Source organism: Halosegnis marinus (genome assembly GCF_029338355.1).
GTDB classification, from domain to species: Archaea; Halobacteriota; Halobacteria; order Halobacteriales; family Haloarculaceae; genus Halosegnis; species Halosegnis marinus.
Genome location: NZ_CP119802.1, coordinates 875626 through 896506 on the forward strand (window position 1 = coordinate 875626; position 20881 = coordinate 896506).

Genomic DNA, 20881 nt, shown 5'->3' on the forward strand with positions numbered 1-20881 from the left:
GCGCGTCGCTCGCGGGTCGCGGATACGCTTATGCCCCCGCCGCGCCCCCTCGACGCGTGCAGACACCGTTCGGGCCGCTGAACAGGGAGGCACTCCGGGCGGTCGCGGCCGCCCTCGGTCGCGACCCCTTCCCGCCCGGGGAGGGCGCCGTCGGGGTCGCGGACCTGCTTTCCGACCCCTACGCGGACCCCGCGGACGCCCACCGACGGCTTGCGCTCGCCGAGCGCCGGTTCGTCCGCGCCGGCGACCGCCGGGCCGTCTTCCTCACCGTCTACGGCGCCGTCACCGCGCGGGTGCGCCGCGACCTCGCGGGCGACCGCTTCGCCGACCCGGAGTGGGTCGCCGGCTACCTCGTCGCGTTCGCGAACCGCTACCGGCGGGCGCTGCTCGCCTACGAGCGCGACGACCGGGAGCGCGTCCCCCGCGCGTGGCTCCTCGCCTTCGACGGCGCGCTCGCCGGCGAGACGCTCGTCGCGCAGGACGCCCTGTTGGGAATCAACGCCCACGTCGTCCACGACCTCGCGCTCGCGCTGGACGACGCCGGCATCGACCCGCGCGCGGAACGACGGCGCGACCACGACGCCGTCAACGCCGTCCTTCGCGCGCTCGTGGACACGGAACAGGACCTGCTCGCCGACCGCTACGCCCCCGGGCTGGGAACGCTCGACGCCGCCGCCGGACGGTTCGACGAGCGGGCCGCGTTCCGCACGCTCGCGGAGGGGCGCGACTGGGCGTGGCGGTGTGCGGTCGCGCTCGCCGACGGCGGCCCCCTCGCTCGACGGGGCGTCCGGTGGCTCCTCGACGCGGTGTCGCTCGGGGCCGGTCGGCTGCTCGTCCGCCCGACCCGCGACGAGCGGGTGCGCGAGCGCCTCCGGGCAGCGGAGCGGGGCGGCGAGCCGAGGTCGTAGCACCGGCGAACGACCCGGAGAGCGCGCGAAACGCTATGGTCCGGCGACGCGACTGCGTGGCATGTACTTCCGGGGGTGGGCGACGCGGCTGCGGCGCTACCTGACGCCGGGCGTGACCGCCGCGGAGCGGACGGTTCCCTCCTCGGTCGAGGGGGTCCCGACGGGGACGGTCGGCTTCGTCGGGGAGACGGAGACGGGCCCGAGCGAGCCGCGGCTCGTCCGGGGTTTCGGGGAGTTCGAGGCCTTGTACGGCGGCTACGGGACCGGCGCGCCGCCGGCCGCGACCCACCTCGCGTACGCCGTGGACGGCTTCTTCCGCAACGGCGGGCGGCGCTGTTACGTCGCCCGCGTCGCGGCCGGCACGGCCGCCGCGGTCCGGGGCGACGGGACCCCGGCCACGGGCCTCGCGGCGCTGGCCGGCGTGGACGAGGTGGCGGTCGTCTGCGTGCCGGCACAGGCGACGAACCCCGACCTCGCCGCGGTCGTGACGAACCACTGCGAGACGGCGGGCGACCGCTTCGCCGTGCTCGCGGCGCCGAACGAGGACCCCGCGGCGACGACGGCACCGCTCCGGTCGCGGGACGCCGCGCTGTACGTGCCGTGGCTGGACGTCGCGACGCCGGACGGCGGCGGGACGGTCACGGTGCCCCCCGTCGGTCACGTCGCCGGGGTGTACGCCCGGACCGACGCGGAGCGGGGGGTCCACAAGGCCCCGGCGAACGAGCAGGTCCGGGGTATCGTCGGCCTCGCCGCCGACATCGACGACGGGACCGGCGGACTGCTCACGACGCGGGGGGTGAACCCCGTCAGGTCGTTCCCCGACCGCGGCGTCCGCGTGTGGGGCGCCCGGACGCTCGCCGAGGACCCGACCTGGCGCTACGTCCCCGTCCGGCGGCTCGCGCTTTACTTCGAGGAGTCGATGACCGCGTGGCTCCGGTGGACGGAGACGGAGCCGAACGACGAGCGAACCCGCGAGCGTGTCGCGTCCGGGCTGTCGAACTTCCTCGCCCTCGCGTGGCGAGACGGGGCGCTGGCCGGAGAGACCCCCGAGCGGGCCTTCTTCGTCCGGTGCGACCGCTCCACGACGACGGCCGCGGACGTCGCCGCCGGTCGGCTGGTCGCCGAGGTGGGGTTCGCGCCGACGCGCCCGGCGGAGTTCGTCGCCCTCCGGCTGGTCGCCGAGACGGGCGGGTGAGCCGCGGGCGGGTCGGGAGTCCCCGCCCACAACGACTGTAGGCACGCGGCGAGTAGCCGGCCCGTGAGCTTCCTGTCGTGGCTACTGGCCCGGCCCGCCCGCGCGGTCGTCGCCCTCGGGTTCGTCGTGCTACTCGTGGCCGCGGCGGGCCTCGGGACGGTCGCGATGGCCGACCGGCAGGCCGACGGGGCGTCCGTCGAGGCGACCGACGTCTCCGTCCGGCTGAACGACGAGTTCGACCCGCCGGACACGAACGGCACGGTCGAGGACTGTTTCGCGTCGGGCACCCCCGGCGACAGCGTCGGCGTGTACGGCGACGTGACCGTCGAGGTACCGGTCAGCTGGCGTTACGGTGACTCGACGGAGCTGACCGTCGCCGTCTCGCTGCCGGCGACGGACGCGACGACCGAGAACACCGTCGATGCCGACGGCACGGAGACCGTCGAGGTGTTCGCCGTGTTCGACGACGACGAGACGCTGGCGGTCGGCGAGGAGACGACGCTCGCGGTCGAGGTGTTCGCCGACGGCGAGCGCGTCGCCGCGGCGACCCGGACGGTCACGGTCGAGGAGGGAACGCGCACCTACGACTGTTGACCCGCGCTACGGCGACAACCCCTCGTCGGCGAGGAAGTCGGCGAACGGCGCGGCGGCGGTCCACCGCTCGGCGTAGACGGACTCGAGCCACGCGACCGCGCCGGGCCGGTCGTTCGCGACGAAGCCGAGGAAGTTGTCGTGCTCGCCGTGGACGCCGAGGTACCCGGTCGTCTCGCCGTCGGCGGTGGCGAGGTAGCAGGCGAACGGCATCGACGGCGCGACCCGCACCTCGATGGCGTCGCTGTCGAGGATGCCGGCGACGAGGTCCGGGAACTCCGTCGCGACGTAGCGGGCCGGCGCGGGCGTCGCCACGAACCGCACCTCGGTTGCCCCCTCGACGACGCTCCGCCGGTACACCGTCTCGATGAAGCCGTCGTCGTTGGCCGAGAACGCCGCACCCCGGAAGCGGTCGCTGTCGCCGACCGCGACGCGCATCCGGCCGAGTACCTCGGCGGGCGAACGGTCGTCCATCCCCACCGACTCGGCCCCGGCGAGGAAGCGGTGGTCGCGGGGCGCGTCCGTCGGGAGGTGGTTCAGGAGCGCCGCGGCCGCGTCGACGGTGTCTGCCACCGCCGTCGCCTCGTCGGCCACGTCGAGCATCGTCTCCCCCGAGTACGTCGTCTCGTAGCCCGCCTCGCCGGCAGCGACCAGCCCCGCGTCTGTCAGCGCGGCGAGCGCCCGGTCCACCGTCGAGCGCGAGTGGTCGAACTCGTCGATGAGGTCGCGCTTCCACGCCGGAGCGTCCGCGAGGCGTTCGAGGTAACGTCGCCGAGAGAGTACGAGTTCGAGCATCTGGCGCTACCACGACGTGAGGACGGCGCCACATGATTCGTTCGGCACCGGAGAGTGCGGTAGAAGTATCACGGTCGACGGACGGCATCCCCCCGTGCCGGTCCGCGGACCGGGCGACCACTGCGGGTCTCCCTCCCCCGAAGGGACGTACACGGAGAGCGGGCTTCGGTTCACCGACTGAGGGGATTCGCCACGGCGTGACCACCGTTCGTCCGCGACCCCGAACCGGCGACACCCCTCCGGTAGCCACAGGCTTTTCGCCCGCACGACGATATGTCGGCCCGAACATGGACCTCGACTTCGCGTCGCTCGGCGACACCGGCCTACAGACCAGCGAGATACAGTTCGGGACGTGGCGCTTCGGCAAGGAGACCGAGGAGGGCAACGTCGAGATCGGCGAGGACCGCGCCCACGAACTGCTCGACGCCTACGCCGACGCCGGCGGCCGCTTCATCGACACCGCCGACGTGTACGGCGGCGGCAAGTGCGAGGAGTGGATCGGCGACTGGCTCGCGCAGTCCGACTACGACCGCGAGGAGTTCACCATCGCCTCGAAGATCTACTGGCAGATCCGCGAGGGCGACCCGAACTCCCGGGGGACGAACCGCAAGAACGTCCGCCATCGCATCGACGCGCTGCTCGACCGGCTCGGCACCGACTACGTGGACGTGCTGTACATCCACCGCTGGGACGACGAGACGCCCGCCCGCGAGATGATGAAGACGCTGAACGGGCTGGTCGAGGGCGGCAAGGTCCACTACCTCGGCACCTCGACGCTGGTCCCCAACGAGTGGAAGGTCGCCAAGGCCAACGAGATCGCCCGTGCCGAGGGCTGGGAGCCCTTCACCGTCGCCCAGCCGCGCTACAACCTCGTCGACCGTGAGGTCGAGGGCGGCTACCTGGAGATGACCGACGACTACGGCATCGGCGTCTGCCCGTGGAGCCCGCTCGGCCAGGGCTTCCTCACCGGGAAGTACGACCGCGAGGACGGCCTCACCGGCGAGTCGCGCGCCGCCGAGTCGTCGCGCTTCCGCGAGGCGTACCTCACGGAGGAGAACTTCGACGTCCACGACGAGCTCGCGGCCGTCGCCGACGAGGTCGACGCGACCGTCGCCCAGACGGCCGTCGCCTACCACATGGCCCACCCGTCCATCGCCGCGCCCATCGTCGGCGCACGGACGGTCGAACAGCTGGAGGAGAACCTCGGCGCGGCCGAGGTCGACCTCTCGGACGAGCAGTTCGAGCGGCTGGAGGAGTCGAAGGGCGGCCCGTACAGCGACATCTGAGGGCGCGACGCCGCGACTCAGTTCGCGACGGCGAGCCCGAGCATCGCGAGCCCGAACACGAGCGCGAGGACCCCCTTCGCCCGCGTCCACCGCGGGGCGCGCTCGCGGGCTCCCTCGGACGCGTTCGGGAGCGACCCCGACAGGACCGGACTGTGGACCGCCGGCGTCGCGAGCATGTGAAGCCCCCAGAGGACGCCGCCGACCCCGGCGGCGACCACGACGGCGCTCCGGGGGAGATACCCCGTCCGCGCGAGGGCGGCCGTCCCGAAGCCGGCGACGAGTAACACGGCCGGGACCAGCCGCCACAGCGTCCGTCCGTTCACGCCGGGCGATTGGGGGTCGCCCCGATAGTATCTGTCGGCGGGTCGCCGCGGTCAGTCGTCCGCGGCCGAGCCCTCCCGGACGAACCCCTCGGGGAGCGCCTCGACCTCGCCGACCTGGACGCGCCAGAGGTCGGCGTACAGCCCGTCGGCGGCCAGGAGCTCGTCGTGGGTGCCGGTCTCCGCGATGCGCCCGTCGTCGAGGACGACGATACGGTCGGCGTTGCGCACGGTCGAGAGCCGGTGGGCGATGACGAACGTCGTCCGGTCGGCGACCATCTCGTCCACGTTCCGCTGGACGACCACCTCCGTCTCGTTGTCGACGTGGCTCGTCGCCTCGTCCAGCACGAGCAGCGACGGGTCCTCGAGTATCGCGCGGGCGATGGCGAGCCGCTGGCGCTGACCGCCGGAGAGCTTCACGCCCCGCTCGCCGACCGTCGTGTCCAGCCCGTCGTCGAGGTCCCGGACGAAGTCCCACGCGCCGGCCTTCCGGAGCGCCGCCTCCAGGTCGGCCGGGTCCACGTCGCGCTGGCCGTAGGCGACGTTCTCGCGGACGGTTCCGCCGAAGAGGAACGGCTCCTGGCTCACGTAGCCGAGGTGTCGCCGGAGGCTCCGCAGGTCCACGTCGCGCACGTCGTGGCCGTCGAGCCGGACGACGCCCTCGTCGGGGTCGTACAGGCGCATCAACAGTTTCGTCAGCGTCGTCTTGCCGGCCCCGGTCCGGCCGACCAGCCCGACCGTCTCGCCCGGCTCGACGGACAGCGACACGTCGTCGAGGACGGGTTCGTCCCCGTCGTAGCTGAAGGTGACGTTCTCGTACTCGACGGCCCCGTCGATGGTGTCGAGTTCGACCCCGTCGTCGCGGTCGGGTATCCGGTCCGGCTCGCGGAGGAGGCCGACGATGCGCTCGGTGGCGGCGTACGCGTACTGGTAGTTGTTGAGCACCTGCCCGAACTGCTGCATCGGGTACATCAACCGCCGGCTGTAGAGCAGGAACGGAACGAGCGTGCCGACCGTCAGCGGGAGCGTGAACACCCCGAATCCCCCGAACAGGTAGACGTAGCCGCCGAGCGCGAACGTCGCCCCGTAGCCCAGCGCGGTGATGAGGACGAGCGTCGGGAAAAAGCGGATGCGCGTGAGGATGGCGTCCCAGTTCGCGTCGCGGTAGTCGTCCGACGCCTCGGTGACCCGGTCGGCCTCGTACCGCTCGCGGCCGAACGCCTTGATGACGGTGATGCCGCCGATGTTGTTCTCCAGCCGGGCGTTGAGCCGGCCGACCGACGACCGCACCTCCCCGTACTTCGGCTCGATCTCCCGCTGGAAGCGGTAGGAAGCGTACCCCAGAAGGGGCACCATCGCCAGCGTCACGAGCGCCAGCTGCCAGTGGAGGTACAGCGTTATCGCGCCGATGACGACCGCCGTGACGGCGATGCGGACGCCCGCCTGCAGGTCCTGCGAGAGGAACGACTCCAGCTGGTTCACGTCGTTGTTCAGCACGGACATCACCTCCCCGGTCTGGTGGTCGTCGAAGAAGCCGAGCCGCTGGGTCTGCATCTCGGCGTAGGTGTCCGTTCGGACCTCGTGTTGGACGTCCTGTGCGACGCGGTTGAGCGCCCACCCCCGGACGTACCCCGCGACCGCGGCGAGGAGGAAGGAGCCGGAGACGATGCCGACGGTGAGCCAGAACTGCCCGGCGAGCGTCGTCGGGAGCCACGCGTCGGGGACGAGCGGCAGCGCGAACGGTCGCGTGTTGTCGAATATCGCGTCGAGCGCGACCCCGAGGACGAAGGCCGGCACCGAGAACAGCGCCGCGCCGACGACCGTCATCAGCCCGCCGAGCGCGAGTTCCGGGACGTGGTCGCGGCCGTACCGAACGGCGAGATACCGCATCGGGTCGGTGGCGCGGTCGCGGAGGCCGTCCAGCGACCCCTCCGAATCGCTCATTGGGTCCGGTTCGCACGCGAGCGGCAAAAGCGGTCCCCACCGTGTCGGCCGAGGGGGGCTACGACGGCGTCGCCACGACCGTCAGCCGCGTCTCCCCGCGCTCCGTGACCACCCGCACGTCGAACGCGACGGCGACCAGCGCCGCCTCGCCCGCCCGTTCCTGCACGACCACGCCGCCGTCGGCGCGACAGGGACCGAAGACGCGACCGTCCCCGCCGGGACACGACGATTCGACCCACGCCCGCGCCGCCGTCGCGTTGTAGCTCACGAGCGTCGCGGTCCCGTCGGCGACCCGGCTCCCCGCGAGCCGGTCGATGCGGGGGCGGAGCGTCGCGCGGACGCGGTCGGCGGCCCGCGTCCGGTTCGCCCACGCGTAGTCGCCGTCGAGGCGCGCCTCGAAGGCCGCCCGGTCGAGCACCCGGACGGCGTTCGCCGCGGGGTCCTCGAAGTCCGCCGCCGCGTCCCTGTCGGCGTGGTAGCCGAGCTGGAGGTACGCGAGCAGGGCGGGCGCGAGCGCCGCGGCGACCACCGCCGCCGTGAGCAGGACGAGCTGACCGCGCCGGCTCACGCGTACCACACCCGTACCGTGACGCGGCCGTAGCCGGTGGCGACGCTCCGCTCCCCGACCGGCGCGCCCGCGGGAACGGGGTAGCCGACGGCGCCGTGGGGCGTCTCGACCCGGTACATGAGGTTGTCCGGGAGGATGCGGTCCACCCGGCGGTCGAGGGCGGCGCGCTCGCGCTCGAAACCCGCCTCGGAGCGTGCCACCTCCGCGAGCCGGGTCGTGCCGCCGTGGCGCGGCGGCTCGGCGGCGAGGACCGTCGCGGTGTCGTCGGCGTAGGCGTCGAGCTGTGCCGCGCTGGAACCGGGCGACGCGACCCCGAGCGCGAACCCGGAGGCGACCGCGAGCACGAGGACGACGCCGACCGCCGCCTCGACGAGCGACAGCGGTAGCTGTGCACGCTCACCCATCGACGGTCACCTCCACGAGCGCCTTGGTCGTCGCCGCGGGGCGGTACGCGACCGTGACGTTCCCCTCCCGGAGCGGGCCGTCCGCGGCGAACGCGAGCGTCGTCGTCGCGTACCGGCTCGTCCCCACCTCGTACTCGCCCGCGAGTCCGTCGGGGTCGTGGAGGACGACGCGGCCGTTCGCCCGCACCGTCGTCAGGGTCGTCCCGTTCGGCGGGTCGAGGCGGAGGCCGACCGAGGGGGTGCGCCGCGGGAGCGTCACCCGGGTCGTCGCGAGCGGCGGCGTCACCGTCCGTTCGGTTCGCGTCCGAACGAGGACGACCCGCTCGACCGTCGCCCCGCCGGTCGGGTCGCCCCGCTCGGCGACGACGCGGCCGCCGACGCGCACCCGGAAGTCGGTCCCCGCGAGCGCCGGGAACGCGGCCGCGAGCCGGTCGGCGTCCGTCCCGTCGAGCGCCGGCCGGTCGAGGACGTTCGCGCGGGCCGCGAGCGGCGACCGCTCGGCGACGAGTCTGTCGGCCACGCCGGCGGCGAGCGCGCCGTCGGTGTCGCGGGTCGCCCCGGCGAACGCGTCGTCCGCGAGCGCGAACGCGAGGCCGGCCGTCGTCGTCACGACGAGCAGCGCGACGGCGAGGGCGGGCAGGTTCGCCTGCCCGCGCGGGCGGGTCACGACACCAGCCGGACGGCGGGACCGTCCGGCGTCGCCCGCACCCGAACCGCGGGGTCGCCGCGGCTCTCCCACGCGCCCGTCACGGTCGCGTCCGCCGGGAGGACGAGGCGGGCGCGGCCCCCGATGTCGGGGTTCGGGTGGGCCATGACGAGCGTCCGGTTCTCGACCGTCACGCGGTAGGGGCGGCCCGCGACGGTGCGCGGCAGGTCCACCCGTCGGGTCGCCGTCGCACCCGCGACGCCCGCGGGCGGGACAGCCTGTGCGACCCGTTCGGCGCCGAGCGCGAGCGCGCGCTCGCCCACCTCCCCGCCGGCGACGGCCCGGTACTCGGGGACCGCGCCGCCGAACAGCGCCGTCGAGAGCAGGGCGACGAACAGCACCGCGAGCGCGAGTTCGAGCGCCTTCCCGACCGCGCCCGTGACGCCGCGGTCGGTCACGCCCCCACCTCCGCGCGCAGGTCGTGGACGACGAGCCACGCGCGCCGCTCGCCGGGGAAGCGCGCCACGACGCTCGGGACGCCGTCGCCGTCGAGGTCGCGCGTCGTCACGGTCGCCCCGGCCCGCTCGAAGTACGCGCGCCACGGCCGCGGGGTCGCCGTCTCGACGGCCACGCGGAACGTCCCGGTTCCGAGGTCGGTTCGCTCGTGGCTGACGTTCGTGCGGACCGCCACCCGGCCGCTCCCGCCCACGGCCCCGGGGTCGCCGAGCCGCGCCACCCCGACGACGAGCGCGCCGCCGTCCCTGGATGCGGTTATCGGGGGCGGCGTGTGCATCGACCCGCCGGGCGGCCGGCCCCGGACGACCGCGCCCCCGAGGTAGGTCACCCGGCGCTCCCCCGCCTCGAAGACGAGCGCGTCGGCCTCGACCGCGGCGACGACGCCCGACCCGTTCAACACCCGGACCTGCCGGTCGACCGGCCGCAGGTCGCCCTCGACGAACGCGAGGGTGCCGCGCCGGGGGCCGGTCGCCTCCACGGGTTCGAGCGCGGACCCGAAGCCGTCGGCCACGCGGCGGGCGTCCGCGCGGGCGGCGTCCTCCTCGACCACCGCGCCGATAGCGGCCGTGAGCGTGCCGAGCGCGACGACCGTGACGCCGACGAGGATGGCCACGCCGACGACGTTCGCCTGTGCCCTCACGGGCCCATCCCCGCGACCGAGAAGGTGAGATAACAGACGACCACGAGCGCCCCCGAGTGGAGCAGCGCCTCGTAGCGGTCGCGGGAGGCGACGCCCGCGAACCAGCCACAGGCGAGCATCGTCGCCTGCGTCACGACGTAGAAGCGCCGGCGGTCCCGCTCGATATCGACGGCCCGCGGGTCGATGGCGACGCCGCCCGAGGTGCCCGATACGGAGGACAGTTGCGCGAACCCGTCGAGGACGTGGGCGTTGACGGCGAGGACGATGCCGACGATGAGCAGCGCCGTGGTCCAGCCGACGGCGACGTAGACCAACATGCTCGAGCGGAGCGATTTCCGGGCGTGGTGGAGGCGACCGACCTCCTGCTGGAGCGCGTCGAACACCTCCTCCGCCTCGCCGCCCACGTCGAGCGCGCCGGTGACGAGGCCCGTCGTCTGGGCCGCGAGCGGCGTGCCGACCGCGTCGGTGAACCGTTCGAGCGCGGCCCGGCGGGTGTCGCCCTCCCCGCCCGCGCTCGTCAGGGAGAGGGTGAAGGCGAGGTCCGCCACGTCCGACTGGAGCGCACCGTTGTCCACCTCCTCGGCGACCGCCGCGACCGCGGCGGGGAACGGTCGGCCGAGGCTCATCCGCCCGGCGACCGCGTGGACGAAGTCCTTCAGCTCGCGGTCCTTCGCGTCGTCCCGGCGGGCGCGCCGGACGGCCACCAGTCCGACGGGTATTCCGTAGGCCGCGTACCCGAGCAGGACGGCGTTTTCGGGCGCGGCACCGACGGCGAACAGGCCGGCCGCCGCGAGCAGGCCCACGGGGAGGAACGCGACGGCCGCGCTCGCGGGGTTGGAACCGACGGAGGCGAGCGTCGCCAGCCCGCCCGGGCGCTCGTAGCTCGGGGCGGCCTGTGCCGCGGGGCGGAGGTCGGCGACGAGCGCCGCCGCGCCCGCCCCGACGAGCAGGGCGAAGGCGGCCGCGCCGTAGACGGCGACGGCGCGGGGCGTGGTCGTCCCCACCGGCGTCGGTATCGGCGTCGAGAGGCCGGGCGCGAGCACGGAGACGACGGTGAGAACGACGACGAGCAGCGCCGGCAACACGAGCAGGACGATGAACAGTTCCGCGAGCAGTTCGAGGAAGTCGCCGGCGCGCTGGCGGGCCCGGTCCTGCCGGTGGGAGAGCATCCGCGACTCCATGCGGAGATACGAACCGAGGGCCTCGGAGCCCTGCGAGGCGTGCTCGCGGAACTTCAACAGGAAGGGCGACAGCAGGTCCCGCGAGGGCGTATCGCGGGCCGTCTCCCGGAGCGCGGCGTCGAGGCTCCCCGACAGCGCGGCCCGCGAGAGGACGCGCTCGAAGGCGACGCCCGTCTCGCCGTAGGCGTCGCGCTCCGCCACCTTCCGGAGCATCCGCTCGCGGTCGTCGCTTCCGGTCGCCAGCGCGCGGAGGTACCGGACCGCGCCGGGGAGGGTGCGCTCGATGTCGCTCCGTCGGGCGGTCGCGGCCCACCGGAGGCGCAGGCCGCCGGCGCGCACGGTCGCGGCCTTGGCGAGCAGTCCGACGAGCGACCCGGCGACGGCGGCGACCCCGAGCCTGACGGGGACGGTCGCGGCGAGCGGGGTTCCGGCGAGCGCGGCGTCGAGCGTCGCCGGCGGGACGAGCAGGGCCGCGACGAGCGCGAGCGTCGCGGCGAGCGTCCCGACGAGCCACGACAGCCCGTACACGCGGACGAGATAGCGGTCGAAGGAGCCGGGGCGGTTGGCGGCGCGGAAGCGCCGGCGGTCGCGGGCGTGTCCGTCCTCGGCGTGGCGCGCGAACAGCGCGTAGAGGCCGCGGTCGACCACGCCGGGCACGCCGCCGGACCGCGGCGGGGACTCCCGCTCACGGCCGGTCGCCATCGGTCACCTCGTTTCGGATCGGTGCGACGCCGGGGGGCGTTCGTCGCTCCGTCATCGTGTAGTCGGCTGGCGCCTACCCGCGTATAAGTGTATTCCTGTTAGCTCAAAAACAAGTCGCGGCGGGCGACGGGCGCGCCTCAGCGCTCGTCGTCGTCCCCGTACAGCCGCGGCTCGCGCTCGCCGTCGAGTTCCTCGCCGGTCGCCGTGATAGCCCGGGCGGCGACGTAGCTGACGAGGAGGACGCCGCCGACGAGCGCCGCGTGGAAGCCGAGCAGCGGTTCCGCGCCCGACGCCGGCGCGAGCAGGGCGAACAGCCCGATGAACGCGCCGAGGACGAGAATCGGCACGGCGTTGACCGAGAGGTCCGACAGCGTCCGGCGCGAGAACACCGAGCGCTCGTCGTCGTCGTCCCGCGGGGCGGAGTCGTCCACGCCCGGAGAAGGAACGCCGGGCGCGTAACCCCTTCGCCGCGCGGGGACAGATTCTTACCCTTCGGAGGGCGAGTCGGACTAGATGAACACGGAGTCCCGGGGGGCGATTCGCGTGTTGTGCGTCGGCGGCGACGGGGGCTTCGCGAAGAGGGTCGCCGAGTTCCTGCGCCGGGAGTACGACGACACGACGGTCGAGACCGTCGCCGGGGCCGAGGAGGCGTGGGAACGGCTCGACGCGGGCGGGACGGACTGTATCGTCTCGGCGTTCGAGCTACCGGCGACGGACGCGCTGGCGTTCCTCGAACGGGTCCGCGAGGCGCACCCGGAGCTCCCGTTCCTCCTGTTCGCCGAGGAGCACGACGAGGGGGCCGCGACCGAGGCGCTCGCGGCCGGCGCGACGGACTACGTCCGAACGGACCGCGGGGCGGACGGGGAGGCCCTGCTCGGGAACCGCGTCCGGAACGCGGTCGAGCGCCGCCGGGCGCGGCGGCGCGCCGAGCGGAGCGACCGCCGGCTCGACCGCATCGAGCGGCGCTACGGGGCGATATTCAACGACCCGAACATCCTCGTCGGGCTGCTCGACGCGGACGGGACGGTGCTCGACATCAACGACACCGCGCTCGGCTACGTCGAGGCCGACCGCGAGGCGGTCGTCGACGCGCCGTTCCACGAGGGGCCGTGGTTCAGCGAGTCGGCGGAGACGGCGGCGAACGTCCGGTCGTGGGTCGAGCGGGCCGCCGCGGGCGAGTACGTCGAGTTCGCCATCGACCACGACCTGCCGAGCGTCGGCGTGTACCGGACCGAGGGGGTGTTCCGGCCGGTGACCGACGGGGACGGCGAGGTCGTCTCCATCATCGTCTCGGCGCGGGACACGACCGAACAGCGCGAGCACGAGCGCGAGCTCGAACGGACGAACGCGCTGTTGTCCACGCTGTTCGAGACGCTCCCCGTCGGCGTGCTCGCCGAGGACGGCGACCGGAACGTCCTCGCGCTCAACGAGCGGTTCGCCGACCTGTTCGGCCTCGACGGCGACCCCGAGACGTACGTCGGGGCCGACTGCCCGTCGCTGGCCGGCGAGGCGGCGGCGCAGTTCGACGACCCGGCGGCGTTCACGGCCGGCGTCGAGCGGCTGGCGGACCGCCGCGAGCCCGTCACCGACGAGGAGCTGTCGCTCGCGGACGGCCGGACGTTCCAGCGGAGCTACCGGCCCATCGAGCTCGCCGACGGCCGGGGCCACCTGTGGGTGTACCGGGAGACGACGGCCGAGAGCCGCCGCGAGGCGCGGCTGGCCGCGCTCAACGAGACGACCCGTGACCTGATGGCGGCGACGGACCGCGACGAGGTCGCGACCATCGGCGTCGAGGCCGCCGCCGAGGTGCTCGGGCTGGAGGCGAACGCCATCCACCTGTACGACGACGAGGTCGGCGGGCTCGTCGCGGCCGCGCGGACCGACGGCGTCCGGGAGATCGTCAGCGAGCCGCCGGTGTTCCGGCCCGGCAACAGCATCGCGTGGGCGGTGTACGAGGCGGGCGAGCCGCGCGTCGTCGACGACGTCCAGGGGAACCCGAAGCGACAGAACCCCGAGACGCCGATACGGAGCGAGCTGTTCGTCCCCATCGACGAGTACGGCATCCTGGTCGCCGGCTCCACGGCGGCGAACGACTTCGACGACGGGGACCTCGTCCTCGCCGAGATACTCGCGCGGACGCTCGCGGCCGCCTTCGAGCAGGTGGACCGCGGGGCACAGCTGCGCGCCCGCGAGGCGGAGCTCGAACGCCAGAACGAGCGGCTGGCGGAGTTCGCCGGGGTCATCAGCCACGACCTCCGCAACCCGCTCGGCGTCGCGAAGGGGCGCGTGGAGCTCGCCGTCGAGGAGACAGACAACGACCACCTCGCGGCGGCGGAGCGTGCGCTCGACCGCATGGACGCCCTGCTCGACGACGTGTTGACGCTCGCCCGCAACGGCGAGCGCGTCAGCGACCTCGAAGCCGTCGAGTTGGCGGCGCTGTGCGAGACGGCGTGGAACAACGTCGAGACCGGGACCGCGACCCTCGCTGTCGAGACCGACCGGACCGTGCGCGCCGACGCGAGCCGCCTCCAGCAGGTGTTCGAGAACCTCTTTCGCAACAGCGTCGACCACGCCGGCGAGGAGGTAGCCGTCACCGTCGGCGACCTGCCCGACGGCTTCTACGTCGCCGACGACGGCCCCGGTATCCCGGCCGAGAAGCGCGAGGAGGTGTTCGACGCCGGCTACTCCACCCGGACCGAGGGGACGGGGTTCGGGCTGAGCATCGTCAGGGGCATCGTCGAGGCACACGGCTGGCGCGTCGAGGCGAGCGAGAGCGAGGCCGGCGGCGCCCGCTTCGAAGTGACGGGCGTCGAGACCGTCTGAGAGGGTCACGAAAGGGGGAGAGCTCGGGCGCCGTCGTGCCAGTTATATAGATGGACTGAGACGACTACAGCGTGATTCCGGGGGACCCGGTCGTACTCGCGCTCCTGGTGGCAGGGAGCGCGTCGCTCGCGGTGATGCTGGGGGTGACAGCCACCCGCCCGCTCACCGCCTCCTCGACCGAGACGCTGTCGTTCATCGGCCTCTCGACGGGGGCGACCACGTGGGCGTGGGCCTACGCGCTCCAGCTCTCGGCGACGACGCTCCCCGCGAAGGTCGCGTACTCGAACCTGCTGTGGCTCGGCATCGCGACGCTCGGCGCGTCGTGGCCGCTGTTCGCGCTGACGGTCGCCGGCTACCGCCACCGACTCACGCCGGCCCGAGTGATTCCGCTCGTCGCCGTGCCGGCGGCCGCGGGACTGCTGGTGGTGACGAACCCGGCCCACGGGCTGATGTTCGCGTCCACGGAACTCGTCTCCGGCGCGGGGCGGGTCCGGGTGGACGCGACGCCGGGCGTGGGCTTTCTGGTCTTCTTCCTCTACTCGACGGCGCTCAACGTCGCCGTTCTCGCCGCGCTCGCGCTCGGGACGCGCCGGGCGTCGGGAACGACGCGGGTGCGGCGGGCGCTCGTCTTCTGTGCCGGCGTGCTCCCGTTCGCGTCGGGGTTGGTGGGGCTGTTCACCACCGGCGACGCCCCGCTGCTCGACCCGACGCCGCTGCTGTTCTCGCTCACCGCCGTCATCACGGGCGTCGCGGTCACGCGGTACCGCCTGCTCGACTCCGTCTCGATGGTCCGGACGCGCGTCATCGGGGAGTTCCCCGACCCGGTGTTCGTCGTCGACGCCGACGACACCGTCCGGCTATACAACGACGCCGCGGCGCGGGTGTTCGAGGTCGAACCGCGGGCACCGGCGGCCGCCGAACGGGTGTTCGCGGCGTATCCGGCCGTCGGGCGACGGCTGCTCGACCGCGACCCCGACGCGGGGACGGACCACGTCGAGGTCGAGGTGCCCGTCCGCGACGGCGACCGGGGCGGGCGCCGGAACCGCACCTTCGACGTCGTCCGAACCGGGCTGTCGGAGGCGGACGCCCGCGTGCTCGTCTTCCGGGACGTGACCGACCGGAAGCGCGCAGAGGAGTACACGCAGGTGTTGAACCGGCTGTTGCGCCACGACCTGCGCAACGACGCGTCCATCATCAGCGGCCAGCTGGGGCTGCTGGAGGAGTGTCTCGCGGACGGCGACACGGCGGGCGCCGAGCGGGCGATAGCCACCATCGACAAGCGGGCCGACGGGCTGCTCTCGCTGTCCGAGCAGGCCCGAGCGGTCGACTCGATGGCGGCGGACGAGCGGGAGACCCACCAGCTCGGCCGGGTGGTGTCGGCGCGGCGCGAACAGCTCGTCGCGGAGTACCCGAACGCCGTGTTCGACATCGACCTCCCGCCGGAACCCGTCCGCGTCTCGGGCGTCTCGGCGCTCCCCTCTGCGCTCGACAACCTCATCGAGAACGCCCTCGAACACGCCGACAGCGACCGGCCGTACGTCTCCGTGACGGTGACGACGGCCGACGACCGCGCGGAGGTCCGCATCGCCGACGAGGGGCCGCACATCCCTTCGGCCGACCGCGACGTGCTGACCGGGGAGCCCGCGGCGCTCGAACGCGCCAGCGGGCTGGGGCTGTGGCTCGCCCACGAGATAATCGCCGAGTCCGGCGGGACCGTCTCCGTCCACACCCGCGAGCCGCGGGGGAACGAGGTGTCGCTCACCCTCCCGCTGGCCGACCGGGAGACGAAGTCCGAGCGCGCGGTGACGGCCTGAGCTAGCGCCCGGTCGCGTTCGTCGTGTTCGTCGCGTTCCCCCGCACGACGCGTATCGTCTCGTCGCCGTACACCTCCAGCGTCTCGACGACGGTGCCGTTCGGGGCGACGCGCTGGACGACGAACGTCGGCGAGCGGCCGTCCGTGTCGCCGTCGCCGTCGTCGGGCATCGCCTCGCCTTCGAGGAACGCCCGCACCCCCTCGGAAGTGACGACCTCGCTCACGTCCGAGGAGCGCGCGTCCACGAACGCGATGTAGGCGATGCCGCTGCTGTCGTCGGGGACGACCCGCACCTCCCAGTAGAGGCGACCGTCCACGACGACGGGAATCGGCTCGGCCGGGGTGAAGCGGTTCCAGTCGGTCGTGCGGGCGGCCTGCCGGACGTAGTCCGTGGCCTTGCGCGCCCCGAACAGCGACTCGTTCGGCGTGAACCGCCCGTACTCGCCGGTGCGGCCGTCCACGGTCCATATCTCCTTGAGACCCTGCGCCTCGCCGTACGGCTCGACGGCGACGACGTACTCGGGCCCCTCGTCGGTGAACGTGAGGAACGGCTGGTCGTTCCCCTCGCCGGGGACCGGCGCGACCTCGATCTCGTCCTCGTGGCTCGTGAACGTGTTCAGGATGCCGTTGCGGTACCGCGTCGCGGCGACGCGCTCGCGCGCGAGTTCGAACGGGTAGAGCTTCTGTTCGGAGAGAACCGGGTGGTCGCGCGCCTCCGCGGGCGTGAGGTCGGCGACGGAGCCGTTCGGCGAGACGAGCGCGACGCCGCCCCACTCCGGCGTCGTGTACGGTATCGGGAGCCAGTGGAACTCCGGGGTGGTGTAGGGGACGGCGATGTACTGGTCGCCCTCGTGGACGACCATGAACGGGTCGGCGTAATCGACGAGGTACTCGCCGCGCTTCAGCAGGCCGAACCGGTAGTTGTTGTAGAAGGCCGGGCCGATGCCCTGTTCGAGGTCGCCGACGACCGTCTCCACCTCGGCGTTCTGCTCGGTCATGTCCACGAGGACGGTGCCGTGCTGGCGCTTGGTGAAGTGGTTGTACGCGCCGTCGGGTGCGAGCGCGTACGACCAGTACGGCGTCCCGTTGTACACCGTCACGTCGCCGCCCGCGATGCGGTACTGCGGGAAGTTCAGCGTGTTCGAGGCGTACCGGCCCGCGACGCTGCGCGGGACGACGCGGGGCATCTCGGCGTCCGTCTCCGCGAGCGTCGTCGTGTCGGTGGCCGCGGCCATCGTCGCCGTGCCGAGCTGTTGGCCGGCGAGCAGGCCCGTCAGGCCGGTGCCGGCGACGGCCAGGAGGAGCACGACGGCGAGGCCGGCCTGCGGGCCGAGCCCCGGGACGCGGCGGTTCGCGAGGACGCCGACCGCGAGGCCGACGACGAGCGCGACGGCGACGACCGGGTTCGTGTACAGCGTCCAGACGAGCGGGTGGAGCCACGGCCGGAAGTACCACGCCGCGGCGGCGGCGAGGAGGACGAGGACGAGGAGGACGCCCCCGAGGGCGCGGGGCGACCGCCCCCGGAGCCGCTCGACGGCGGCGCCGGCGGCGGCGACGATTCGACGGAGGGTCGGGTCGGACGGGGCCATATCACCCGTTGGAGAGGCCGGGGAAATAGCCGTTGTGCAGGGCGGCTAGCTCGTCGGCACCGTCGAGCGCCCGACCGTGTTGGACGTCTCCCCGTTCGCGGAGTTCCAGATTATCCGGATCACGTCGCCGTCCTCCAACGCCGCCGTTCCGTCCTCGGTGTACGAGAAGGACGACCCGACGGAGATGGTCGTATCGGACCAGTCACCCGAACCACCGACCTCCGTTCCCTCCACCTGCACGACGACGCGCGACCGCTCCATACTCTGGCCGCTGGTGTGTTCGACGGTGAACTGGTCGTTGTCGTCGCCGGTATCTGTGAATCCATCCCCACCCGCCGGCGTGTAGCTGAACTCGAAGTTCGCCGTCGGTGCGCTCTGCTGGACCTGACTGCCGAGACCGAGCACGAACGTGCCGATGACGGCCGCGAGAATCACCGTGACGGCGACCATCAGGATCACGCCGATGACCGGCGAGACGGCCTGTTCGTCCTCGAAGAGTGTGCTGAGTTGCATGTATCGAGCGGAGGCCGCTCGGCGGACGAGTCACGGAACCGGGAGTCGCCCGCCTCCGCGGGCGGTCACCCCCCTTCGTCTCTCCCCCGAGATACGGTTCCCCCGACGGGTGGGGGTGGACGGGGGACATAAACACCGACCACAGTTTTCGGGCGGCAGGTCGCCACCCCGGGTCGCGGCCGCGGCTAAACGGGTCGTTGGCCCGTCGCAGGCCGACCCCGATGCCGGCGCGGCGCCCGGAGCGTTTTGGTGTCGCGGGGCGACCCGACCGCATGGACCTCCGCATCGACCACGTCACCGTCGCCGGGCGGTCGCTCGACGCGCTCCGCGACGCCTTCGCGGCCGCCGGCCTCGACACGACCGAGGGCGGCGCCCACTCGAACGGCGTCACGCACATGGCGACCCTCACGCTCCCGGACGGGAGCTACCTCGAACTCGTCTCGACCGTCGAGGAGGGGGCCGCGTCGCCGTGGTGGGACGCCGCCATCCGAACCGACGCCGGCCCCTGCGCGTGGGCCGTCCGGGTCGACGACGCCGCGGCGACCGCGGCCGCGATGCGCGAGCGCGGCGTCGCCGTCGAGGGGCCGGTCGAGTACGCCCGCGAGCGCCCGGACGGCGTCGTCGTCGAGTGGGAACTGGTGTACCTCGGCGACGGGGAGCCGGGGAGCCTGCTCCCCTTCTGTATCGCCGACACCACCCCGCGGGCGGAGCGCGCCGGCGAGCCCTCGCCCGGGGTCGGCCCGACGGCCGTCCGGACGGTCGTCGTCGCGGTCCCCGACCTCGCGGCCGCGACCGACCGGCTCCGCGCGGCGTTCGACCTCGCGGCCCCCGTCGAGGGGGAGAGCGAACACCTCGACGCCCGCGTCGCCCGGTTTCCGGACGCGCCGGTCGCGCTGGCCACGCCCCGCGACGGCGGCCCGCTCGCCGAGCGGCTCGACGCGGTGGGGTCGTCGCCGTGTGCGTTCCTGCTCGACGCGAAACCGGGGGTGGAGGAGCGCTATCCGACGGCCGCGACCGAGTCGTGGGGCGACGCGACGGTCGCGTGGCTCGACGGCGACCACGCGGGCGTCCGGGGGCTGGGTCTGGTCGGGGCGTAGGAGCGGGCGAACATGTTCGCGAGGAGCGTCTTCCCCGTCGGGCGGCGACACCGATACGTGAGCACACACGAGGACGCCGACGCCGAGCCGGTGACCGACCGCGTCCACGACACCTCGTGGTCCGCGAACCTGGAACTGCCGCGCCACGCCGACGACCCCGACCGGGTCGTGGCCGACGCCGTCGACGCCGTCGCCCACACCGAGCCCGGGCGGCACGTGAACCTCGTGACGCACGGCGCCCACGGCCACCCGGAGACGTACCTCTACGACGAGCTCGCGGCGCGGCTGACGGACGCGACGTGGGAGTACGTCGACCGGTGCGGCTGTGGCGGCCACGTCACGCGCGTCCACGTCGGGCCGTCGGGGGGCGCGGCGACCGACGACCGCGGGAACCCCCGCGACTAGTCGGTATCCGTCGCCTCCTCGGCCCGTTCGACCGCCGCGGCGGCGTGGTAGCTCAACACCGACAGCGCGCCCAGCGGCACCAACACGAGCGTCAGCTGAATCGCGACGGCCGCGGGGTCGAAACCGTACGGCCTGACGACGACGAACAGCGCCGTGAACCCGGCGAGCATCGCGAGCGGGACGGCGTTCACGACGAGGTCGAGCAGGGTCTCGCGGTCGAAGCGCTCGAACGCCATACGCGGAAGCACACGCACGCCGGCGGAAGGCCGTACTCCCGAAGATGTTCGCCCCGCGCTCAGGGGCCGTCGGTCGGCTCGCCGACGAACTCCTTGACGATCTGTTCCTCGGCGCGGTGGAGCGTCTCCGAGACGGTCGACTTGGCCATGTCGAGCCGGTCGGCCAGTTCCGTCAGCGTACACTCTCGAGGGGTGTCGTAGTAGCCGTGGTCGACGGCCGCCTCCAGCACCCGGCGCTGCCCCTCGGCGAGCGGGCCGTCGGGGTCGGCGACCCGGCCGACGCGTTCCACCTCGAACCGGATACCGCTGTCGCGGAGGCCGTCGCCGAGCGCCGAGAGCCGGTCGTGCGGCGCCCGCACCTCCCAGACCGCGTGGCCGTCGGCCAGCCGGAACGGGAAGTCGAGGGGAACCCCCGACTCCCGGACCGGCGCGAGCAACAGCGGGTTCGACGTCCCGAGTCGGACCAGGACCCGGTCGCCCTCGCGGTGGAGTACCTCCGTCGCCGTCACCGCCGGCTCGTCGACGAGGTCGGCCAGCAGCGGCGCCGGGTCCGGCGACGACAGCTCCACGAGCGCGACGCCGCGCTCGCCGTCGGCGAAGGCGGTCAACACCCGGAACACCGCGTCCGGGTGGGCCCGCGAGAGCCGACCGATCCAGAGCCCGTCGGGGAGGGTGACCCGCAGGCGAGCCTGTGGCATCGGCGGCGGTT

Annotated in this window: 22 protein-coding genes; 8 read left to right on the forward strand and 14 right to left on the reverse strand. The window is 73.6% G+C overall.

The window, feature by feature from the left end; translation table 11 throughout:
* The first annotated feature begins 56 nt into the window (after positions 1–56).
* From P2T37_RS04935 to P2T37_RS04945, 3 genes are all read left to right on the forward strand, one after another.
* Positions 57–908 carry a DUF5995 family protein gene (locus tag P2T37_RS04935; protein WP_276235673.1) on the forward strand — a complete coding sequence of 284 codons (852 nt, stop codon included), beginning with the start codon at positions 57–59 and terminating at the stop codon, positions 906–908.
* A gap of 61 nt (positions 909–969) precedes the next feature.
* The gene (locus P2T37_RS04940; RefSeq protein WP_276235674.1) at positions 970–2103 is read left to right on the forward strand and encodes a phage tail sheath family protein; all 1134 of its coding nucleotides are present in this window, start codon (positions 970–972) and stop codon (positions 2101–2103) included.
* 63 nt (positions 2104–2166) lie between these two features.
* A complete protein-coding gene (locus P2T37_RS04945; protein ID WP_276235675.1) occupies positions 2167–2697 on the forward strand; it encodes a hypothetical protein in 531 nt (176 codons plus the stop codon).
* A 6-nt stretch (positions 2698–2703) separates the two neighbouring features.
* Here P2T37_RS04945 and P2T37_RS04950 read toward each other — a convergent pair whose 3' ends face one another.
* Complete coding sequence (locus tag P2T37_RS04950; protein ID WP_276235676.1) at positions 2704–3489, reverse strand: winged helix-turn-helix domain-containing protein; 786 nt, start codon at positions 3487–3489, stop codon at positions 2704–2706.
* Positions 3490–3776: 287 nt separating this feature from the next.
* Between P2T37_RS04950 and P2T37_RS04955 the strand changes: the two genes are divergently transcribed.
* Positions 3777–4775, forward strand: coding sequence for an aldo/keto reductase (locus P2T37_RS04955; protein ID WP_276235677.1), 999 nt, complete (start codon positions 3777–3779; stop codon positions 4773–4775).
* A 17-nt stretch (positions 4776–4792) separates the two neighbouring features.
* Here P2T37_RS04955 and P2T37_RS04960 read toward each other — a convergent pair whose 3' ends face one another.
* From P2T37_RS04960 to P2T37_RS05000, 9 genes are all read right to left on the reverse strand, one after another.
* Entirely contained in the window at positions 4793–5098 is a 306-nt protein-coding gene (locus P2T37_RS04960; protein ID WP_276235678.1) for a hypothetical protein, read from the reverse strand.
* A 51-nt stretch (positions 5099–5149) separates the two neighbouring features.
* A complete protein-coding gene (locus tag P2T37_RS04965) occupies positions 5150–7039 on the reverse strand; it encodes an ABC transporter ATP-binding protein (RefSeq protein WP_276235679.1) in 1890 nt (629 codons plus the stop codon).
* A 58-nt stretch (positions 7040–7097) separates the two neighbouring features.
* Positions 7098–7607 carry a DUF7261 family protein gene (locus P2T37_RS04970; protein ID WP_276235680.1) on the reverse strand — a complete coding sequence of 170 codons (510 nt, stop codon included), beginning with the start codon at positions 7605–7607 and terminating at the stop codon, positions 7098–7100.
* Positions 7604–8011 carry a DUF7262 family protein gene (locus P2T37_RS04975; RefSeq protein WP_276235681.1) on the reverse strand — a complete coding sequence of 136 codons (408 nt, stop codon included), beginning with the start codon at positions 8009–8011 and terminating at the stop codon, positions 7604–7606. Before P2T37_RS04975 ends, P2T37_RS04970 begins: the two co-directional genes overlap by 4 nt.
* Positions 8004–8678: a DUF7263 family protein gene (locus P2T37_RS04980; protein ID WP_276235682.1), complete on the reverse strand. Its 675-nt coding sequence runs from the start codon at positions 8676–8678 to the stop codon at positions 8004–8006. The genes P2T37_RS04975 and P2T37_RS04980 overlap by 8 nt, the downstream gene beginning before the upstream one ends.
* Positions 8675–9115, reverse strand: a complete 441-nt coding sequence (locus tag P2T37_RS04985) for a DUF7266 family protein (protein WP_276235683.1) — start codon at positions 9113–9115, stop codon at positions 8675–8677. The genes P2T37_RS04980 and P2T37_RS04985 overlap by 4 nt, the downstream gene beginning before the upstream one ends.
* Positions 9112–9813 (reverse strand): DUF7289 family protein, encoded by a 702-nt coding sequence (locus P2T37_RS04990; protein WP_276235684.1) that lies wholly within the window; start codon positions 9811–9813, stop codon positions 9112–9114. The genes P2T37_RS04985 and P2T37_RS04990 overlap by 4 nt, the downstream gene beginning before the upstream one ends.
* Positions 9810–11696 (reverse strand): type II secretion system F family protein, encoded by a 1887-nt coding sequence (locus P2T37_RS04995; RefSeq protein ID WP_276235685.1) that lies wholly within the window; start codon positions 11694–11696, stop codon positions 9810–9812. Before P2T37_RS04995 ends, P2T37_RS04990 begins: the two co-directional genes overlap by 4 nt.
* Positions 11697–11833: 137 nt before the next feature.
* Entirely contained in the window at positions 11834–12127 is a 294-nt protein-coding gene (locus P2T37_RS05000) for a DUF6684 family protein (protein ID WP_276235687.1), read from the reverse strand.
* An 82-nt stretch (positions 12128–12209) separates the two neighbouring features.
* On the opposite strand from P2T37_RS05000, the gene P2T37_RS05005 reads away from it, so the two are divergent.
* Both P2T37_RS05005 and P2T37_RS05010 read left to right on the forward strand, forming a co-directional pair.
* The gene (locus P2T37_RS05005; RefSeq protein ID WP_276235688.1) at positions 12210–14519 is read left to right on the forward strand and encodes a hybrid sensor histidine kinase/response regulator; all 2310 of its coding nucleotides are present in this window, start codon (positions 12210–12212) and stop codon (positions 14517–14519) included.
* A gap of 71 nt (positions 14520–14590) precedes the next feature.
* Positions 14591–16333, forward strand: coding sequence for a sensor histidine kinase (locus tag P2T37_RS05010; protein WP_276235689.1), 1743 nt, complete (start codon positions 14591–14593; stop codon positions 16331–16333).
* A gap of 1 nt (position 16334) precedes the next feature.
* Here P2T37_RS05010 and P2T37_RS05015 read toward each other — a convergent pair whose 3' ends face one another.
* Together P2T37_RS05015 and P2T37_RS05020 are read right to left on the reverse strand one after the other, a co-directional pair.
* A complete protein-coding gene (locus P2T37_RS05015; RefSeq protein WP_276235690.1) occupies positions 16335–17921 on the reverse strand; it encodes an ABC transporter permease in 1587 nt (528 codons plus the stop codon).
* A gap of 45 nt (positions 17922–17966) precedes the next feature.
* Complete coding sequence (locus tag P2T37_RS05020; RefSeq protein ID WP_276235691.1) at positions 17967–18434, reverse strand: type IV pilin N-terminal domain-containing protein; 468 nt, start codon at positions 18432–18434, stop codon at positions 17967–17969.
* Positions 18435–18706: 272 nt separating this feature from the next.
* On the opposite strand from P2T37_RS05020, the gene P2T37_RS05025 reads away from it, so the two are divergent.
* Entirely contained in the window at positions 18707–19531 is an 825-nt protein-coding gene (locus P2T37_RS05025; protein WP_276235692.1) for a VOC family protein, read from the forward strand.
* A 57-nt stretch (positions 19532–19588) separates the two neighbouring features.
* The gene (locus P2T37_RS05030) at positions 19589–19936 is read left to right on the forward strand and encodes a CGCGG family putative rSAM-modified RiPP protein (protein ID WP_276235693.1); all 348 of its coding nucleotides are present in this window, start codon (positions 19589–19591) and stop codon (positions 19934–19936) included.
* Here the strand turns inward: P2T37_RS05030 and P2T37_RS05035 are convergent.
* Both P2T37_RS05035 and P2T37_RS05040 read right to left on the reverse strand, forming a co-directional pair.
* Positions 19933–20172 carry a DUF6684 family protein gene (locus P2T37_RS05035; protein WP_276235694.1) on the reverse strand — a complete coding sequence of 80 codons (240 nt, stop codon included), beginning with the start codon at positions 20170–20172 and terminating at the stop codon, positions 19933–19935. The two genes, P2T37_RS05030 and P2T37_RS05035, sit on opposite strands and share 4 nt — an antisense overlap.
* Before the next feature lie 59 nt (positions 20173–20231).
* Complete coding sequence (locus P2T37_RS05040; RefSeq protein ID WP_276235695.1) at positions 20232–20870, reverse strand: helix-turn-helix domain-containing protein; 639 nt, start codon at positions 20868–20870, stop codon at positions 20232–20234.
* Positions 20871–20881 lie beyond the last annotated feature (11 nt).

Bases quoted from the DNA above. Each gene is read 5' to 3' on its own strand.
- P2T37_RS04940 (WP_276235674.1), top strand. From the start codon at position 970: ATGTACTTCCGGGGGTGGGCGACGCGGCTGCGGCGCTACCTGACGCCG.
- P2T37_RS04950 (WP_276235676.1), bottom strand. From the start codon at position 3,489: ATGCTCGAACTCGTACTCTCTCGGCGACGTTACCTCGAACGCCTCGCG.
- P2T37_RS04955 (WP_276235677.1), top strand. From the start codon at position 3,777: ATGGACCTCGACTTCGCGTCGCTCGGCGACACCGGCCTACAGACCAGC.
- P2T37_RS04965 (WP_276235679.1), bottom strand. From the start codon at position 7,039: ATGAGCGATTCGGAGGGGTCGCTGGACGGCCTCCGCGACCGCGCCACC.
- P2T37_RS04975 (WP_276235681.1), bottom strand. From the start codon at position 8,011: ATGGGTGAGCGTGCACAGCTACCGCTGTCGCTCGTCGAGGCGGCGGTC.
- P2T37_RS04995 (WP_276235685.1), bottom strand. From the start codon at position 11,696: ATGGCGACCGGCCGTGAGCGGGAGTCCCCGCCGCGGTCCGGCGGCGTG.
- P2T37_RS05005 (WP_276235688.1), top strand. From the start codon at position 12,210: ATGAACACGGAGTCCCGGGGGGCGATTCGCGTGTTGTGCGTCGGCGGC.
- P2T37_RS05015 (WP_276235690.1), bottom strand. From the start codon at position 17,921: ATGGCCCCGTCCGACCCGACCCTCCGTCGAATCGTCGCCGCCGCCGGC.
- P2T37_RS05020 (WP_276235691.1), bottom strand. From the start codon at position 18,434: ATGCAACTCAGCACACTCTTCGAGGACGAACAGGCCGTCTCGCCGGTC.
- P2T37_RS05025 (WP_276235692.1), top strand. From the start codon at position 18,707: ATGGACCTCCGCATCGACCACGTCACCGTCGCCGGGCGGTCGCTCGAC.
- P2T37_RS05035 (WP_276235694.1), bottom strand. From the start codon at position 20,172: ATGGCGTTCGAGCGCTTCGACCGCGAGACCCTGCTCGACCTCGTCGTG.
- P2T37_RS05040 (WP_276235695.1), bottom strand. From the start codon at position 20,870: ATGCCACAGGCTCGCCTGCGGGTCACCCTCCCCGACGGGCTCTGGATC.